The organism is Halothece sp. PCC 7418, from assembly GCF_000317635.1.
Classification (GTDB): domain Bacteria; phylum Cyanobacteriota; class Cyanobacteriia; order Cyanobacteriales; family Rubidibacteraceae; genus Halothece.
On record NC_019779.1, the window covers coordinates 306832 to 322140 of the forward strand.

The 15309-nt window shown below is 43.4% G+C and carries 14 protein-coding genes; 5 read left to right on the forward strand and 9 right to left on the reverse strand.

All coding sequences use genetic code 11. The features are described 5' to 3' along the window. Positions 1-53: 53 nt before the first annotated feature. From PCC7418_RS01365 to panD, 5 genes are all read right to left on the reverse strand, one after another. On the reverse strand, positions 54-431 hold the full coding sequence (locus PCC7418_RS01365) for an anti-sigma regulatory factor (RefSeq protein ID WP_216086663.1): 378 nt from the start codon (positions 429-431) through the stop codon (positions 54-56). Positions 432-634: 203 nt separating this feature from the next. Continuing rightward, on the reverse strand, positions 635-2023 hold the full coding sequence (gene rlmD, locus PCC7418_RS01370) for a 23S rRNA (uracil(1939)-C(5))-methyltransferase RlmD (protein WP_015224385.1): 1389 nt from the start codon (positions 2021-2023) through the stop codon (positions 635-637). A gap of 101 nt (positions 2024-2124) precedes the next feature. After that, positions 2125-2826 carry a prefoldin beta- domain-containing protein gene (locus PCC7418_RS01375; protein WP_015224386.1) on the reverse strand — a complete coding sequence of 234 codons (702 nt, stop codon included), beginning with the start codon at positions 2824-2826 and terminating at the stop codon, positions 2125-2127. Positions 2827-2842: 16 nt separating this feature from the next. Beyond that, entirely contained in the window at positions 2843-3478 is a 636-nt protein-coding gene (locus tag PCC7418_RS01380) for a DUF1232 domain-containing protein (RefSeq protein ID WP_015224387.1), read from the reverse strand. 85 nt (positions 3479-3563) lie between these two features. After that, positions 3564-3944: an aspartate 1-decarboxylase gene (panD, locus tag PCC7418_RS01385; protein WP_015224388.1), complete on the reverse strand. Its 381-nt coding sequence runs from the start codon at positions 3942-3944 to the stop codon at positions 3564-3566. A gap of 189 nt (positions 3945-4133) precedes the next feature. On the opposite strand from panD, the gene PCC7418_RS01390 reads away from it, so the two are divergent. Genes PCC7418_RS01390 through PCC7418_RS01400 form a run of 3 tightly spaced genes read left to right on the forward strand, consistent with a single transcriptional unit; the run spans position 4134 to position 5686 of the window. Further along, positions 4134-4514 carry an element excision factor XisH family protein gene (locus PCC7418_RS01390; protein WP_235620785.1) on the forward strand — a complete coding sequence of 127 codons (381 nt, stop codon included), beginning with the start codon at positions 4134-4136 and terminating at the stop codon, positions 4512-4514. Beyond that, positions 4502-4837, forward strand: a complete 336-nt coding sequence (locus tag PCC7418_RS01395) for a XisI protein (RefSeq protein WP_015224389.1) — start codon at positions 4502-4504, stop codon at positions 4835-4837. Before PCC7418_RS01390 ends, PCC7418_RS01395 begins: the two co-directional genes overlap by 13 nt. A 21-nt stretch (positions 4838-4858) precedes the next feature. Beyond that, entirely contained in the window at positions 4859-5686 is an 828-nt protein-coding gene (locus tag PCC7418_RS01400; RefSeq protein WP_015224390.1) for a DUF3598 family protein, read from the forward strand. 4 nt (positions 5687-5690) lie between these two features. On the opposite strand, the gene ruvA is transcribed toward PCC7418_RS01400, so the two are convergent. Both ruvA and bchB read right to left on the reverse strand, forming a co-directional pair. Continuing rightward, a complete protein-coding gene (gene ruvA / locus PCC7418_RS01405; protein ID WP_015224391.1) occupies positions 5691-6326 on the reverse strand; it encodes a Holliday junction branch migration protein RuvA in 636 nt (211 codons plus the stop codon). A gap of 73 nt (positions 6327-6399) precedes the next feature. Beyond that, entirely contained in the window at positions 6400-7926 is a 1527-nt protein-coding gene (gene bchB, locus PCC7418_RS01410) for a ferredoxin:protochlorophyllide reductase (ATP-dependent) subunit B (protein WP_015224392.1), read from the reverse strand. A gap of 441 nt (positions 7927-8367) precedes the next feature. Here bchB and PCC7418_RS01415 point away from each other — a divergent pair, with 441 nt between their 5' ends. Next, a complete protein-coding gene (locus tag PCC7418_RS01415) occupies positions 8368-8709 on the forward strand; it encodes a co-chaperone YbbN (protein ID WP_015224393.1) in 342 nt (113 codons plus the stop codon). Here the strand turns inward: PCC7418_RS01415 and ftsH are convergent. After that, positions 8696-10705: an ATP-dependent zinc metalloprotease FtsH gene (ftsH, locus tag PCC7418_RS01420; RefSeq protein WP_015224394.1), complete on the reverse strand. Its 2010-nt coding sequence runs from the start codon at positions 10703-10705 to the stop codon at positions 8696-8698. The two genes, PCC7418_RS01415 and ftsH, sit on opposite strands and share 14 nt — an antisense overlap. A gap of 285 nt (positions 10706-10990) precedes the next feature. After that, positions 10991-11569: an Npun_F5749 family FMN-dependent PPOX-type flavoprotein gene (locus PCC7418_RS01425; RefSeq protein ID WP_015224395.1), complete on the reverse strand. Its 579-nt coding sequence runs from the start codon at positions 11567-11569 to the stop codon at positions 10991-10993. A 241-nt stretch (positions 11570-11810) separates the two neighbouring features. Between PCC7418_RS01425 and nrdJ the strand changes: the two genes are divergently transcribed. Continuing rightward, a complete protein-coding gene (gene nrdJ / locus PCC7418_RS01430; protein ID WP_015224396.1) occupies positions 11811-15302 on the forward strand; it encodes a ribonucleoside-triphosphate reductase, adenosylcobalamin-dependent in 3492 nt (1163 codons plus the stop codon). The last annotated feature ends 7 nt before the right edge of the window (positions 15303-15309 follow it).

The window sequence follows — 15309 nt, forward strand, 5'->3', positions numbered from 1 at the left end:
CCTACTTTACCATTTTAAGGTGACTTGTTTCTGCTTTTTGACTAGAGAAATCGTCAACGGCGATGTTTCGTTAATTTTAATTCTGTTCCTGCTTCATTCCATTCCACTTCGTCGAAAATATGATATAAAAGACAAAGCCCGCGACCACTTTCTGAGTGATCATCGGGCAGGAAACTATAGGGATCTTGTTGACAGCCACAACTTGGAACAAAGCCTGTCCCATTATCAGTAATCAACCAGGTGCAAGAGGTCGCCATAATGGCATATTGGACGATGACGGTTTTTCCTGGATCCAGTTGATTCCCATGTTTGGCTGCATTCACTAACGCCTCTTGTAATCCCAACCGAACTTCCGCTTGCCAATCTGGCGGGACTTTTGCAACTAAGAGATCTAAAATGGGACAAAGATAGAGAGTTGAGGCAAAACTCACGGTTCCCCAGTTGCATTTTGTTGGACGGGGTGATAATGCAATCACACGCTCTGACCTCACTATTTTTTTAGCCGTTAATGAAGAGATTAATTAGGGAAAAATTAAGTAAAAAACTCTGCTTCAGCTAATAGAAGCTGATTGATTTTTTATTAGAATTTTCTCTTTCATTGTATCAGAAGATTGACAAGGGTAAAACCCCCTAATTATAAGTCGGGATTTCCCTGTTCTAAAAAAACGGCACATTCCACATGGGCGGTTTGTGGGAAAAAGTCCGCAGGTTGGACAAGGGTGATTTTGTAGCCTGCGCTAGCTAGTTGTTTAAGGTCACGGGCGAGTGTTGCTGGGCGACAACTGAGATAAACAATTTGCTGCGGTTTGGTTTGAGTTAAGGTTTCTAAAACGGCGCGATCGCAGCCTTTGCGGGGTGGATCTAGAAAGACTAAATCGGGGGTCATTTCCAATTGCGGAAGTAGAGACTCCACTTTCCCCACCTGAAAGGTAACATTTTCAATTTGATTATGTTGGGCATTACGTTCAGCCTGCGCGATCGCGCTCTCTTGTGATTCAATACCAATAACGGTTTTAGCGTGACGCGCAAAAGGAAGGGTAAATGTCCCAATTCCACAATACGCATCAACAACCGTTTCGGTTCCCGTGAGCGCCAGTTGGTCTAAAATCAACTCACAGAGGGCTTCGGCGGTTTCGGTGTTCACCTGAAAAAAGGTGTTGGGACTTAAAAAGAAGGTTAAACCCGCAAATTCTTCTTCAATTTCCGCTTTTCCTGCAATACAACGGGTTTCTTTCCCAAAAATAATATTATTGCGTTGTGGATTTTCATTCAAACAGACTCCCACTAACTGGGGAAATGTGTTTAACCAAGTTTGTGCTTGCGCTTCCAGTCCCTCTAAATTATCATCGGTGCTAATCAGAGTTAATAAAACTTGTCCTGTTTTCCGCCCAATTCTCAGGGCTAAATGACGCAATTTTCCCGTCCCTCGGCTTTCGTTATAGATTCCCCAGCCTTGGGCTTCGATATCCTGCTTAATCTGGGCTAAAAAGGGGTCTAAGCGCGAATCTTGAACGGGACATTGATTCAGATTGACCAACTTATGAGACCCTTTCCGATAATATCCCGCTTGCACGTTTCCTTCTGCTGACCGTTGTAAGGGATAAGTTACCTTATTGCGATAGTTGAGACCACTGGGACTGCTTAAAATGGGAGCAAGGGGGGGATCTGCAAAGCCTCCAATCCGTTGTAGGGCATCGAGAATCACTTGTTCTTTTGCTTTTTGCTGATAAGCTAAATCAATATGTTGCCACTGACAGCCCCCACATTTATCCGCAACGATACACTGGGGGCGAATGCGGTGCTCAGAGGGAGTGAGTAATTCTTGGACTTGACCGTAGGCGTATTGGGGTTTAACTCTGACGAGACGGACTAAAGCGCGATCGCCAGTTACCGTATCGGGAACAAAGACCACACGCCCTTCCCAGCGTCCGACTCCATCCGCGCGATCGCTGAGATCGGTAATTTCAACTTCAATTAAACTACCTTGTTGCCATTTTTGGGGTGTATTTTGAGTTACTGACATCAATCAATAATTTTTCTAACTGTTCTTGGTTCTTTGGTCATTGGTCATTCATTCAGCCTAACTCCCTCTCTCCCCCTCTCCCCAGCACGTAGCACTATATCTTAATTCTCTTCACTTTTTGGGAGACTTTTATTTTCTTGGGTCTCTTCACTTAACTGCTTATTATTAGCATAATTTTCGCCCAGATCAATGGTTTGCTGTTGTGGATAAGATTGGGGCTGAGTTTGTCTCCTGATTAAGTAAACAATTCCCCAGATTAGAATAAAAAATACGGGCTCAATAAAAGCAAAATTTTTCCACCAATTCTTTCCATTTTCTGCTTTTTGTTGTTCTGCTTTTAATTCATTTAAGCTCTGGTTTAAGTTTTCTTTGTCTTGACGCAGTTCTGTAAGTTCTCCTTCTAATTGTCCCATTTTTCTAATTTCTTCATTAAAACTAGCCCGAGCCTGATTCAATGTTTCTCGCTCTTGGTTCAGTTCCTCTTGACGCTGATTGAGTCTTTTTTCTTTTTCGATAAGTGCTTTTTGTAAAGGATCAAGTCCTTCTTTCAAAATTTCATTTTCGGTTCTGATTGATGAAATATTGTTGCCGAGTTTATTGTTTTCCTCTCTGAGGTTATCTAGTTTTTGTCGTAAGGTTTCAGATTGGTTTTTATAATCCTCTAATTGTTCTTGGAGATATTGGGCTTTTTGCTCTAGTTTCTGATAAAGTTCTTTATAATCTGGTCCTACTAAGGTAAATCCCGACAGGAGAAAAAAACTAAGGATGAGTGCTGTTAGTTTTGAGAAGTTGCGATCAGTCATGTTATGTTTTTATAAATTATTTATTTTTGGGATCAGAGGTAATCTCCATTTCTAAGCCATGTTCTTCACACAAAAGTTCTAGAGCTTTGAGGGGATTTTTTTCAGCGTGAGAGCGAACTTTTTTGAGGAGTCGTCTCCTTTTATTTCCTTCTCCTAAAATGGTGAGACCGAGGAGAGTACTGATTAACAGCGCGATCGCGTCATCAAATGATCCTGCAGCTGGGATAAAATCAGGAAAGATATCAATCGGAAGCAGACTATAAATGACACCAAAACTAATTGTAATTACTCCTGAGATAAAATATTTGGCTTCCTGCCATCGAAAAATGATAAAAAACAATAGCAGGGAGATGATAAAATAAAAAATAGCCCAAGTTTGATTCCACCAAATTTCATCTTGAGCCAGTTGATCGGGAGTGACTTGTTGCCAAAAGAAACCTGATAAGTGATCGAACAATTTTCGTATAAATCCTCGTCCTTCTAATTTTCGGATTGCGTTTTCTAACAAACGATCATAGTGGAAAATGGGTAGTGTAATCGCAATCATTAAATTGATGGCTGAGAGAATCAGAGGAATTAAAGCAATCAAACGCCCCATCCCACTCCAAAGATCAGATTCTTCTCTCGCCACACGCAAAGACAGTTTGCTCATGGAATATCACCATTGGGATTCAATCTTATTTTAATTTTACAGTGATGAAAACTTTCTTTCTTAGTTTGATGATTTTTAACGAATATTAAACCCAAGTCCCAGATTGTGCCAGAATTGGATCGAGGAGGAGGTTATTTTCATCGACAAAAACAATTTGCGGGTGATGGGTTTGCATTTCTTCTGGGGTCAGTAAACCGTAAGTGAGGATGATCAAGCGGTCATTAATTGCGCCAGATCGGGCTGCTGCACCGTTGAGTTCAATTTTACCTGAGTTGGCTTCCAGCGCGATCGCGTAAGTCATTAATCGCGCCCCGGTGGTAATATTCAAGACTTGGACTTGTTCATGAGGTGCAATTCCCGAAGCATCCAACAGCACTTGATCAATCCCAATACTACCCATATAGTTTAAGTTACTGTCTGTCACCCGACAGTTATGAATTTTTCCCAAAAGAAACGTCCGTTGCATAGGGAAGGTGTTCACCTCGCTTACAATCAGCCTTTTATTTTATCTTGATCCTAACTTGTTTTGCTACTGTTACAGCAAGTCGTGCCAGAGAAATAACTCCTTGGCTCAATTTAATATTTAAGATGACTTAGAATGAAGATCGAATCAGGCATTAGAATGGCAAGGGATATTTTCCATGATTGAGTACGAATCGGCTTAGAAAATGAGGGTTGGATCATTACAGATGATCCCTATCTGATCAGTCTGGATAGCATTAACTTTCAGGTTGATTTAGCAGCAGAACGAATGATTGCAGCCGAAAAAGACCATCAAAAAATTGCTGTGGAAATTCAAAGTTTTGTGAATGCTTCTGCTGTTACTGATTTTTATGGGGCTTTAGGGCAATTTCTCAGTTATCGTTTGGTGTTGGAACGAACTGAACCTGAAAGAAGTTTGCATTTAGCAGTTCCTTTAGATACTTATGAGATTTTTTTTCAGTCCACTTTTGCTCAGTTAGCAATAAGAGAATATCAACTGAAATTAATTGTTTATGATTCCTTTAAGGGGGGATTGACGCAATGGATCAATTAACCAAATATCGAAAATTGATTAAAGAGTTACTCTCGAAATATGCTTCTTATCAAAAAGATCAAGAAGACCGGGAATTACAGTTAATTTTTGATGAAGAACGGGATCATTATTTATGGTTTGATGTTGGCTGGAATGGGGCTAAGCGCATTTATCATTGTGTCATTCATTTTGATATTAAAGATGGAAAAGTCTGGTTACAGCAAAATTCAACAGACTTAAATCCTGCGGAGGATTTGATCACATTAGGGGTAGAGAGAGAGGATATTATTCTGGGCTTTCAGCCTCCGTTCAAACGTCCTTTTACAAATTATGGGGTAGCTTAGGAAGAAAGAATTCCGATCATAATGATGACTCAACAATGGAATAATTTACTGACTCATCTTGGCGTTTGGGAAGGCTCTTTTACTCGTCTGTCTCCTCAAGGTGAAGTTATTGAAGATACACCGAGTCTGGTGTCGCTAGAAGGATTAAACCAACAGCAAACGGTACGCCAAACGATTGAGAAATTTTCTGCACTGGGAGGAGAAGCTACCTCTCAACAGAGTATGGAGTATCAAAGCCTAAATCGAAATACGCTAATTTTTGAAAATGGGGCGTTTTCGGTGGGATCGAGCCAGTTTTCCCCGTTTAGCCAGTTTGGGGCGGAATTAGGCTTTATTGAGCGCGATCGTCGTTTGCGGTTAGTTCCTCTTTATGACCAACAAAGTCAACTTAGCAGTATCACCCTGATCCGAGAACATCGCCAAGGGGTAACCGTTGAACCTTCTCCGCCTTTAAAAGTAGAACAACTGTTAGGAGAATGGCAAGGAGAAGCGATTACTTTATATCCTGATCTAAGACCGAGAGAAAGTTATAGGACGCGATTAAACATTACTCAACAGGGAAATCAGTTACAGCAAACGTTGAAAATGGATCAGTGGGAGTTGACTTCTTCTGCAACCATTACCGATCGCGCTTTACGATTTACCCAAGGGGCGCAGACGGTACAAGTTTTATTGTTACCAGGTGGCGCATCTTGTACCACGCCCCTGAAAATTGAAAACCGTCAACCGTTTTTCTTAGAAGCAGGATGGTTAGTGGATGCAACTCATCGTCAACGCCTCATGCGTCGCTATGATGAACGGGGAACTTGGATTAGTTTAACCTTAATTGTCGAAACGAAGGTCAGTTAGAAGTTCACCGACTTAACCACGCGATCGCGCTGCGAATCCACTCTTCAGGGTTGGGATTTTTGGCGAGTAAGGAATCTTGACTGATGACAGAGAGGGCTTGTTCGATTTCTTCTTTCGAGTAACCTAAGGCGAGTAAGGTCATTTCAATATCTTCGCGGATGGCGGGTTTGGGTGCAACGCTTTCCTCTCCAGTGACGACTAAACCTGCTTCTGTGCGCCATTGTGCTAACTTACTTTTTAATTCTAGGGCAATGCGTTCGGCAGTTTTTTTACCCACACCGGGGGTTTTGGCTAAGAGTTGGGTATTTTCGGCGACAATGGCTTCTACTAAATCTCTTAAGCCGAGAGTATCAATGAGCGCGATCGCGACTTGCGTTCCAATCCCGCTAACAGCAGTAAGTTTCCGAAATAAATCTCGTTCGGCTGCACTATCAAATCCATATAACACAATCGCATCATCTCGAATTTGCTGATGGGTAAAAATTTGCACTGATTCGGAATTTTTTTGATCTAACTCTCGCGCTAACCGTGATGGAATTTGAATTTCATATCCCACCTGATTCACTTCTAAAATTAAGTGGACTCGGTTTCCTGTAATTTTGACAAGGTTGATAACATTTCCTCGTAAATAACTAATCATTGATGCTGTTTTTAAGAATAAAGCACAGGGGGAGCTTAAAAGTAATTATACTGCCCACCCCTCTAGATGAAAATTATGCCCCTACCGCTTCTTTAGCTGCGTAGATGACCTCAGCATTAATATTTTCAATGCCATTTTCCCGAGCATATTTTTCGGTATTGCGCTTCACTTTCCCACGGACAAACCCAGGGATTTTATTGAGTTCTGCTAAGCCGTCTTTTGTCCAGTTAAGGTCAGATTCAGCAGAGACAGTTTTTGTAATCACTTCTTTGGTATCGTGTCCACCGAAGATTTCTAAGAGGTGATCTTCCATTCCTAAAGTAAAGGAATTATACACTAAATCAACAATTTGATTCGCGCCTTCATACCCTAAGAACGGACGATAGCCGACGGGGAAGTCTTGAATGTGAATCGGTGCTGCAATCACCCCACAGGGAATATTGATGCGTTTCCCGACATGGCGTTCCATTTGTGTGCCGAAAATAGCTGCGGGTTCTAAACGCGCGATCGCGTCCCCAATCGCCCCATTGTCATCACTGATTAAGACTTCATCACAGTAATCTTGCACTTGTTCTTTGAACCAGTCAGCATCATAAGTGCAGTAAGTCCCTGCTAAAACAACGCGGATGCCCATTTCACGGGCTAAAATTTTAGTTAGCGCGATCGCGTGGGTATTATCGCCAAAGACAACCGCTTTTTTCCCCGTTAAGTTTTGGCAATCAATGGAACGAGAAAACCAGGCTGCTTGGGAAACAAACCGCGTCTGATTATCAATATAGCTCTCATAATCGACGTTTGCCCCTTGGTCGTTCAACACTTTCTGAATCGTGCGAATACAACGGGCGGTTTCCACGATTCCCATTGGTGTTACCTGTACAGAAGGCATCCCAAAGGTTTCTTCGAGATAGCTTGCAGCCATGGGGCCAACTTCCCGATAAGGAACTAAGTTAAACCAGGCTTGGGGAAGGGTTTTTAACTCATGCACCGAAGCACCCTGGGGAATAATCTGATTGATTTCGATTCCGAGATCAGCCATTAACCGTTTCAACTCAGTGAGATCATGTTGATTGTGAAAGCCGAGGGTTGTGGGGCCAATAATATTAACGGAAGGGTTCTCAGTTTTCCCTTCTGGAAGGTCGCCATTTTTCTGCGCCTTATTCAGATAGAACTTCACCACCTGCGCCAACGTTTTATCCGCAGCTTGCAACTCATTAACGCGATAGTGATTGACATCGGCTAACATGACATCCCCTTGACTATCCAACTGCGCCCGTTGGACAAAGTTTTCTAGGTCTTCTTGCAGAATGCTTGAGGTGCAAGTGGGAGTAAGAATCGTTAAGTCGGGATGGATTTCTGAATCTTTGCGAGTAATGTTATCAACCACTTTTTCTTGCGACCCTCTGGCGAGAACTTTGCGATCAACAACGCTGGTGGTCACTGGAGTAAAATTGCGATCGCGCTCTAACATTGACCGCATAACATTGAAATAATCATCTCCTAAAGGGGCGTGCATAATGGCGTGAACATTTTTAAACGAGCTAGCCACGCGCAATGTCCCGATATGAGCCGGACCCGCGTACATCCAATAAGCCAGTTTCATAGATTAACGTTTGTTTTCCGTGTGAGCATTTACGTTGCATTGTCTCAAATGTCTGTTGCAAACTTTTCAGGAGATCTTTCCTAGCCAAAACCGCCCAACCCTTTACTCTGAGCTTTTTTTCTCTTATTTTGACCGCGATTTAAACAACACAAATTTTGTTTAATCTATAGGTTTCTTAAAGTCTTGGAAAACTTCTTAATCTTTGTTGTTTGGTCATTCGTCATTCGTCATTCGTCATTAGTTATTAAACAACAAAGGACAAAGGACGAAGGACAAGGGACAAAAAATGGTCACTGGTCATTCGTCCCCCTCAACTGAATCGGAAACACTGATTCTATAAATTGATAGAAATCGGGGATCTCCCCTGGCACTTTGATCCCAAATCGATGTAGCATGATCCAAAAGCGAAATCATTCATTTTAATAAAACTTTATCCCCGTTATGGTTGCTACCGTTAACGAAAATAATTTTTCCCAAGAAGTTCTCTCTTCACCACAACCCACCTTAGTTCACTTCTGGGCTCCTTGGTGCGGTTTATGCCGTTTAATTATGCCAACTTTGATTACGTTCCAAAATAGTTGGGATCAAAAAATTAAATTAGTAAGTATTAATGCTGATGAAAATTTTAAGTTAGCGAATACTTATCGCTTAAAAAGTTTACCGACTTTAATTTTATTTGATCAAGGGAAAGTGGTTTGTCGTTTAGAAGAATTAAAAGGGCGCGATGAACTCTATCGCACCCTTGAAACCTTAGTGAGTAATCAATTGGCTAGTTCAGCTTAGAATAGCTGAGTGCAGAGGCTTCCTGACCATTTTCCTGATGGTTGTCCGTGGAAGACTCTGGTTTTAAAGCCTCGGGTAAAGTCCCAGTTTTGAGCCAGTTTTGGAAATGTTCTGGGGCTTTGACCTGAGATAATTTTTCGGTTAAGTTATCCCCATCTAACACTTCTACTTCGAGAAGACTTTGGGCGGTTTCTTCTAGCACGTCCCGATTTTCCTGTAGAATATGTTGCGCGATGGTATGGGCATCTTCTACGATCCGCTTCACTTCTTCATCAATGGCTGCGGTAACTTGGGGACCAACGGAACGACGGGGGCTGCTTAAGCCAGGAATATATTGCTGTTGAGGCTTTTCAAACGCGATCGGACCTAAACGGTCACTCATGCCATAGAGAGTCACACAGCGTTCTGCAAGATCCGTTGCTTTTTGAATGTCATCGCTTGCACCTGTGGAGACTTTCCCAAAGACCACTTCTTCAGCAGAACGTCCCGCTAACATAATGGCAATACGGCCCCGAATCTCATCTTCCGCAACGAGAAAACGGTCTTCTTCGGGCAACTGAAGGGTATAGCCTAACGCACCAGCCCCACGAGGAACAATAGAAATTTTTTCCACACGACCCGCACCAGGCATCAAACTACCCACCATGGCGTGACCGACTTCGTGATAAGCAACGGTGGTTTTTTCTTCCTCTTGCAGCACTCGTGATTTTTTCTCTAAGCCAGCAATGACCCGCTCTAAGGCTTCATCAAAGTCGGCACTTGTCACGTATTCATGATTATTCCGTGCTGCGAGAAGGGCTGCTTCATTGACTAAGTTAGCCAGATCTGCCCCTGCAAAACCAGGGGTGCGACCTGCAATGACGGATAAGTCCACATCTTCAGCCAGTTTAATGTTGGGAACATGAACTTCTAAGATTTCTTTCCGTCCTTTCTTATCAGGACGATCAACTCCTACTTGACGGTCAAAGCGTCCAGGGCGTTGTAATGCAGGGTCTAAGACTTCGGGACGGTTCGTTGCTGCTAAGACAATAACCCCAGTATTGGCATCAAAGCCATCCATTTCGTTAAGTAACTGGTTGAGGGTTTGTTCTTGTTCATCATTTCCGCCTCCCCCCGTCATTGCACCGTTACCACCACGGGATTTACCAAGGGCATCGAGTTCGTCAATAAAGATGATACAAGGGGCTTGTTGTTGTGCTTGTTGGAATAAGTCACGAACACGGGATGCACCGACCCCAACAAACATTTCAATGAACTCAGACCCAGAGATACTAAAGAAGGGAACATTGGCTTCCCCTGCGACAGCTTTCGCAAGAAGGGTTTTCCCAGTTCCTGGGGGTCCGACCAGGAGAACGCCTTTCGGAATCTTCGCGCCGAGTCGGCTGTATTTTGTGGCATTTTTAAGATAATCCACGACTTCTTTTAATTCTTCTTTGGCTTCATCAACGCCAGCAATGTCACTGAAGGTAAAGCCAGTGTCGCCTTCGGAGTAAATCCGTGCTTTGCTTCTACCGACAGACATAATGGGGTTACTTGCCCCACCTTGAGCGCGATTAAATAAGAAATAGGCAAGACCGAAAAAGAGTAATGGGGGTAAAATCCAACTCAGTGCGCCGACGAGCCAGCCTGCGCCACCGCCTGCGGGTTGTCCGCTATATTCAACGTTATTCGCTTCTAAAACGTCTGTTAAATCGCGATCGCTGGGAACGTTAAAGGTTTGTCGAACCAGAGGCGCGTTTTCTTCTTCCACTGCATCGGGTTTGAGTTTATATTCGATGCGTTCGGGTCCGATGCTGACTTCTTCAACTTGATTATTTTTAACTTGCTCTATAAATTGACTATAGGGGACTTCTTTTCCTTCTGGACTGGAGAAGAAGCTCGCTACTAATAGGGTTAAGGCAATAATGGGAAAGAGCCAACTGCCGTTAAACCTTGGTTTTTCCTTGCTATTATTTTTATTTTGAGAATTATTCTTATTTGGGTTTTCTGTAACCATGTCTTTCGACTTGTTTGAACCTCACTGTCGAGGATGAGAGGTTGATGTTAGCTCTCAACCTTCTTTTGTTCTATACCTCGATCTTCGCGCTGATCGGCTCTAAAAACGGCTACCTTGAGTTAGAAATCAGTGATTCGTCCTCTATCATGGGTTATTGGTCGTTGGTTAGAGATAGCGTTTCTGTGTCTGTTGAGAATAGTGACCAGTGAGCAGTTACCAGTTACCAGTTACCAGTTACCAGTTACCAAAGAACTAAGAACTAAGAACTAAGAACTAAGAACTAAACTAGGGATTGACTTCTTGTTGAAACCAGTTCCCCTGATCATCACAGGAATAAAGATAGCGATTTTGGGGGTTTCCTTTCAGGGTGAGGTAATCAAGGTGGTGGGGAGAAAAGAGTAAAAGGGTGAAGGTTTGAGGGGGATGATGTGGAGAGGGATTTGCTTCAGTGAAGGTGGTTTCGGGTGCGGTACGTTTGGCTTTGGGATGGGGCCAAGCAAAGAGTAAACGGGCGTTATCAGAGAGATTTTCCCACACCGTTTGTCGCAGAGAAGCCAAGGCGGTATTTTCTGAGTCAATGACTTTGATGATTCCCCGAAAGCGAAACTGTTCGCGAGATTTAGTAAAGTACCAACAAATTTCGGCTTGCGGTTGTTGTTGGAGATGATGATTTTTCTCGCTGCGAGCGTCACTAATGATTTGAAGATCGTTGCTGTTGTCTCGAAAGCCCCGAAAAACAACGGTACGGTTGGCGGGTTGACCGTTGGGGGTAACAGTGGCGAGTTGAAAAAAACGGGAGTCGGGATGAGAGCGATTTTGATGCAGCGATCGCGCGATCGCGCTACGCCAAGGGGCTAAAGACATGAGATCTTATACAATTTTTCGAGGTTGTCCTTCACAGGGTAGTTTGAAAAACATGGCAAAACATCTATCTCTTTTCGGATTATGGCGATGACACATTGGGTTGACATAGCGTAATTTTCACGGAATAGCAACACTTTTTCTAAGACCTTTACCCCTTTGCAAGAATTAATTTAAGATCAGAATCTCAGTCATTACTGGAACATCAACTAATTCAATCAGCCCTTACGATAGAGACAAATCAATGGTCAGAGAGCTTGAGCGTAAACAATCGACAAACTTCCCAGAAAACGCACCTGTGGCGAATCCTGTGTTTTTTCGGACGTATAGCCGACGAACCGAGGATGGAAGAGAAACATGGGAACAGGTGCGCGATCGCTGCATTTCTGGGTTAGTCAAACTCGGTCAACTCACCGCAGAGGAAGCCCAACTCTTAGAAAAAACCATGACTCACCTCAAAAGTCTTCCTGCTGGGCGTTGGCTGTGGGTGGGGGGAACCCAGTGGCTGGAAAACCCCAAAAACTATTCTGGCGCGTATAACTGCACTTCTACTAATGTTGTAGATTGGCGAGCCTTTGGCTTGATGATGGATTTAGCTATGATGGGTTGTGGAACTGGGGCTGTCTTGGAAGAAAAATATATTAACCAGTTACCCGCCATTCGTAATTATCTCAATATTTCTATTGTCAATGAAATTGGCACGGTACTTCCAGAAGCCCGTCAAGAAGAAACAACCGTTAGAATTAGTGATCCAAAAAAGGTAAAAATTTGTATTGGTGACTCCCGCGAGGGCTGGGTGCAATCGTATCAGGCGTTATTAGAACTCTCGAGCAATGAAGACTTGGACACAACGGTTAATATTGAAATCGATCCCAGTCATGTGCGTCCCGCAGGAGAAGTCTTAAAAGGCTTTGGTGGTGTCGCCAATCCGATCAAAATTCCAGAACTCTATCCTCGTCTTGCGAAAATTCTCAATCGGGCGCAAGGGCGGAAACTCAACGCAGAAGAATGCTGTTTGTTGATTGATGAGGCTGCTGCCACTGTGGTTGCCGGCAATATTCGGCGCTGTTTGCCAGAATATGCGTTAGTTCATACGGCAAGAGGATTAGTGGCGATTAAAGATATTAAAGTGGGTGATCGCGTGCAAACCCCTCTGGGTTTCCGTCGTGTGGTGGATAAATTCGATCAAGGAATCCAAGATGTTCGAGAAATCGAAACCAATGGAACATATCCTCAAGCAACGGAGAATCATCGCATGGCGGTTTTAAGTTCAGCCAATGGGGATTATGTCTGGAAACAAGTAGGAGAATTGGAATCGGGCGATCGACTGCTGCACAATACCAAAATTTTAGCGGGGATTCCTACGCAACTCCCAGCAGATGAAACCAGTCTTCGTCCCCTTCAAAGTCGAACAGCAAAAGCAATTTCCATTCCAGATTTAAATCCTGATGTCGCTTGGTTGATTGGTTTTACTCATGGTGATGGATATGTCAGTCTCGGACGGAATAAGCACAATAAGCCTTATGGGAGCATCAATTGGGCGACAGATGCTGAACTTGCGCCATTGATCGAAGAAAAGCTAAATCGCGCTTTAGCAAATTTTGGGGTATCTGCAACTAAACAAACCTCTGAAAATGAAAACACCGTTCGTTTTGTTTGTTCCTCAATTCGACTGACAGAATACTTCTTCAAAAATATCAAACGCCCAAAAGAACCCATCGAGATTCCAGATTTTATCCTACAGGGAAGTGTCGAGACTCGCGCTGCTTATTTAGCAGGAATCATGGATAGTGATGGTTCTGTAAAAAATCGTCCTCCTCATTTAGTTTGCACAGTTTACCCTCAATTTGCCCGTCAAATTGCTTCCGTTTTATCAAGTTTGGGGATTGCGGGACGAATCAAGAAAACGATTCCGCAAAAGCTGAACTGGCGAACCAGATATCATGTTTGTCTTCCAGCCTTAAAAGGAGAATATAACAAATTAATTGCTTCTCATGCTGTCAAAGGAGAATTAAAAGTCGGTTTGAAGATGTACGGTTTTACCTTGACTGGGGAAATGATGCGTGAAGCCTATACCTATTCGGAAATGCAGAAAATGGGTTTCCAAGGTAGCCGAAAAGTTGATTCTAACTATGAACGTTATCGGGTGGAGTCGGAAGTAGAAATGGACATCCCTGTTACGTTTAAGCAACTGGGTCAAGTGTTCGCTGTTCAAACCTATGATATTGAAGTGGAAGATGCTCACTGTTTCTACTGTGATGGCTATCTGACGCACAACAGTGCAGGGATGAGACAGTTTGATAGTGACTCCCCCTTATTAAAACAAAATCTTTGGCAACCGGATGCAGAGGGAAACTGGCGCATTGATCCTGATCGCGATGCACTGCGAATGGCAAATCATACCCGAGTGTATCACCATCAGCCCAGTTTAGAAGACTGTGTTGAAGCAGTTAGAAGTCAGTTCTATTCTGGAGAAGGGGCGATTCAGTATGCCCCAGAGGCGATCGCGCGAGGCAATGCTGATTTATTAAATACGTTTGAACTTAAAGAACAATTTATACAGGCTTATCAATTGGGACACGGAGAAAAATTCTTAAGAAATTTATTGCCTGAAAGTCCCTCTCAGAGAGAACTTAATCATCGTTTAGAACGCTATGCTCTTAATCCGTGTGGCGAGATCACGGGTAGTAATTTTCACTGTAATCTTAGCGAGATCCACTTAAATCTCATTGATCCAGAAAACGAACAAGAACAAACTGAAGCCTTCCAAGCTGGTGCCTTAGCCGTTGCCACTTTACTGAATCATCAGTTCCAAGAACCGCGCTATCAGTATAGTCGAGAACTCGATCCGATTGTCGGGGTTTCCTTCACGGGATTATTTGATTTCTTTGTGCAGGCGTTTGGTGTGGAATGGCTACGCTGGTGGGAGAAAGGTCGCCCAGAGACGGAAGCAGGATTAGTCTTTAAGCAAAAAGAACAAGCGTATCTGGAAAAATGGCGCAAAATTGTCCATGAAACGGTTTGGGATTATTGTGACCGCCATAATATTAAACGGCCCAACCGTTGCACCACAGTCCAACCCAGTGGCACGAAATCTCTGCTGACAGGGGCTTCTCCTGGTTGGCATCCCCCGAAAGCGGTGCGGTTTATCCGTCGGGTAACATTTGGGAAAAATGATCCTGTGGCGTTGGCTTGCATTGATTATGGTTATAGTGTAGTTCCCTCGCAGTCGGATAAAGATGAAAACGGAAACCTGCTTAAAGATCCTTTTGATGAGCGGTGTACAGAATGGTTAGTGGAGATTCCTGTTGCGGTTCCGTGGGCGGATTTACCAGGTGCGGATGAGGTTGATATCTCTAAGTTCTCTGTCTTAGCTCAGTTTGATTTTGCCATGCAAGTACAGAAACACTATGTCACGCACAATACATCGGCAACGTTGGAACTGCGAGAACATGAAATTGAGGATTTAGGACAAGCGATTTATAGCGCGATCAAAAATAATGAGGGCTATATTTCTGCTGCGTTACTCGCCCGTTTTGATGCGTATCAGACTTTCCCGCGTTTACCGTTTGAACCAGTGGATGAGGCGACCTATAATCAACTGATGCGAGAGGTGGAAGAACGGCGGAAAATGGACGATTTTCATTCCGCATTGCTGAAGTATGATCTGGGAGAACTTTCAGAAGCGGGTCCGACAGGATGTGACACTGATCAATGTATGTTCCCTTTACAGTGATCAGTGA

Bases quoted from the DNA above. Each gene is read 5' to 3' on its own strand.
- rlmD (WP_015224385.1), bottom strand. From the start codon at position 2,023: ATGTCAGTAACTCAAAATACACCCCAAAAATGGCAACAAGGTAGTTTA.
- PCC7418_RS01375 (WP_015224386.1), bottom strand. From the start codon at position 2,826: ATGACTGATCGCAACTTCTCAAAACTAACAGCACTCATCCTTAGTTTT.
- PCC7418_RS01380 (WP_015224387.1), bottom strand. From the start codon at position 3,478: ATGAGCAAACTGTCTTTGCGTGTGGCGAGAGAAGAATCTGATCTTTGG.
- panD (WP_015224388.1), bottom strand. From the start codon at position 3,944: ATGCAACGGACGTTTCTTTTGGGAAAAATTCATAACTGTCGGGTGACA.
- PCC7418_RS01395 (WP_015224389.1), top strand. From the start codon at position 4,502: ATGGATCAATTAACCAAATATCGAAAATTGATTAAAGAGTTACTCTCG.
- PCC7418_RS01400 (WP_015224390.1), top strand. From the start codon at position 4,859: ATGATGACTCAACAATGGAATAATTTACTGACTCATCTTGGCGTTTGG.
- ruvA (WP_015224391.1), bottom strand. From the start codon at position 6,326: ATGATTAGTTATTTACGAGGAAATGTTATCAACCTTGTCAAAATTACA.
- bchB (WP_015224392.1), bottom strand. From the start codon at position 7,926: ATGAAACTGGCTTATTGGATGTACGCGGGTCCGGCTCATATCGGGACA.
- PCC7418_RS01415 (WP_015224393.1), top strand. From the start codon at position 8,368: ATGGTTGCTACCGTTAACGAAAATAATTTTTCCCAAGAAGTTCTCTCT.
- ftsH (WP_015224394.1), bottom strand. From the start codon at position 10,705: ATGGTTACAGAAAACCCAAATAAGAATAATTCTCAAAATAAAAATAAT.
- PCC7418_RS01425 (WP_015224395.1), bottom strand. From the start codon at position 11,569: ATGTCTTTAGCCCCTTGGCGTAGCGCGATCGCGCGATCGCTGCATCAA.
- nrdJ (WP_015224396.1), top strand. From the start codon at position 11,811: ATGGTCAGAGAGCTTGAGCGTAAACAATCGACAAACTTCCCAGAAAAC.